Below are 1,467 nucleotides of genomic sequence, written 5' to 3' on the forward strand. Positions count from 1 at the left end.
AAACGTTGGCTGATATCTTCAGCTTCAAAACCTTCAGCAGCTAATGTGCTTATTTTGTTTTGATCTAACTTGTTAGGTCCAACTTTAAAGCCGTCATGCTTTGGTTTTGGTAGTATAGCCATGTGTCACCTATGGAGCTGCTTGATTGTTATTGAATGCTGTCTTTAACTGTCGGTTAGCTGCTTTATTACCGATAAAGTTTAGCGCCTTACCTAGATAAGCTGTCGCTGAGCCTGGCGCTAATTCGTTAGACATTCCCTTAGCTGTGCCGTTGTCCATATACCAAGCCAAACCTGTTTTTGTGCCTGACGCTGTTGCTTCGATTGTTACATCAAGCTCAGTCCTTACACCTACAATAGCCATGATGTTCTCCTTAATTAAAATGGGGCCAAAGAGAAAGGCTGAGGATCAATCCCCCCAGCCCCTAAACTCTAAGCTTCGTTTTTAAGTTTTAAGCGAACAATATGTTCATCTTCAACGCGTACAGCACCCAAAGTCTGGAAACCGTATACACGCCACATAAAGCTTTGACTTGGATCTTCTGCAACACGAGTACTAATGTCGCGGTTGATTTGAACGCCAATTGCTTTCTTAGTGAATGCTAAACAATCTACTTGGCCAGCCAAAGGAGCTAACAAGCGAGTTGATACAATCCAATCATAACCCAAGAAGTTAGGTAAGTAACCGTTACGTAATGCCATTGAATCACCTTGGAAATCACCAGAGGTAACTTCTAAAAGGCCTAATAACGTTTTACGTTGGAATGGAGAGATAACAACACACTTAGGTTCGTCTGGATCAATATCATTCTCATAGAACTTCATATCCATTTGGTTGATAAGGTCTAAAGAAATAGGCGTAGTGTAATCACCAACTTCTTGACCTGCAGGGAATGCATTTAAGTTACCATCACCGTCTAAAGCGTCAGCAGTTGCCGCCGCAATAATCACATCATCTTTATTACGGTTTGAACCCCAAGCTAAGTTTTGCGTTAACGTTGATAGTGGGTCGATAAGCATTTGAACAATATCTTCTTGCTCTACTGTGTCACCGTTATCAAATGTTTTAGCTTGTGAAACACGGCGTGACCATGGTGTATCATTTTCTGGTGTTGCTGTGCGTGCGGTAGTTTTCTCGCTGAAATCAGTAGGACCAACACGTTCCCAGTTATGAGCTGCACCGTTAGTCTGCTTCATTGTACATAAGCCAGCTAAGCGAGAAGGTTTTTGTTGAGCTAGGAAACGAACGTTATCTTCAAACGTTTCGATTTGTACATTATCAATTGTGATAGCCATGATAGGCTCCTTAGTATTAAAAATAATTAGTTTATCTATTTCTCGGACTAAGTTGATCTAGCTACCCGATACTTGATTAAGTTGGATAACAGACCAGAAAGGCTACCTGTTGTTTTTACAGTATACTACTAATTTAATTCAAATACTAATTTTGACAATAAGAGTCATTAGA

Annotated in this window: 2 protein-coding genes; both read right to left on the minus strand. The window is 40.4% G+C overall.

Annotated features, from left to right (window positions below; translation table 11 throughout):
* Window positions 1-129 precede the first annotated feature (129 nt).
* Window positions 130-363, minus strand: coding sequence for a hypothetical protein (locus GY937_12280; protein MCP5057484.1), 234 nt, complete (start codon window positions 361-363; stop codon window positions 130-132).
* Between the two features lie 68 nt (window positions 364-431).
* Window positions 432-1,295 carry a hypothetical protein gene (locus GY937_12285; GenBank protein ID MCP5057485.1) on the minus strand — a complete coding sequence of 288 codons (864 nt, stop codon included), beginning with the start codon at window positions 1,293-1,295 and terminating at the stop codon, window positions 432-434.
* Window positions 1,296-1,467 lie beyond the last annotated feature (172 nt).

This window comes from bacterium (assembly GCA_024228115.1).
In the GTDB taxonomy this organism is placed as follows: Bacteria; Myxococcota_A; UBA9160; order UBA9160; family UBA6930.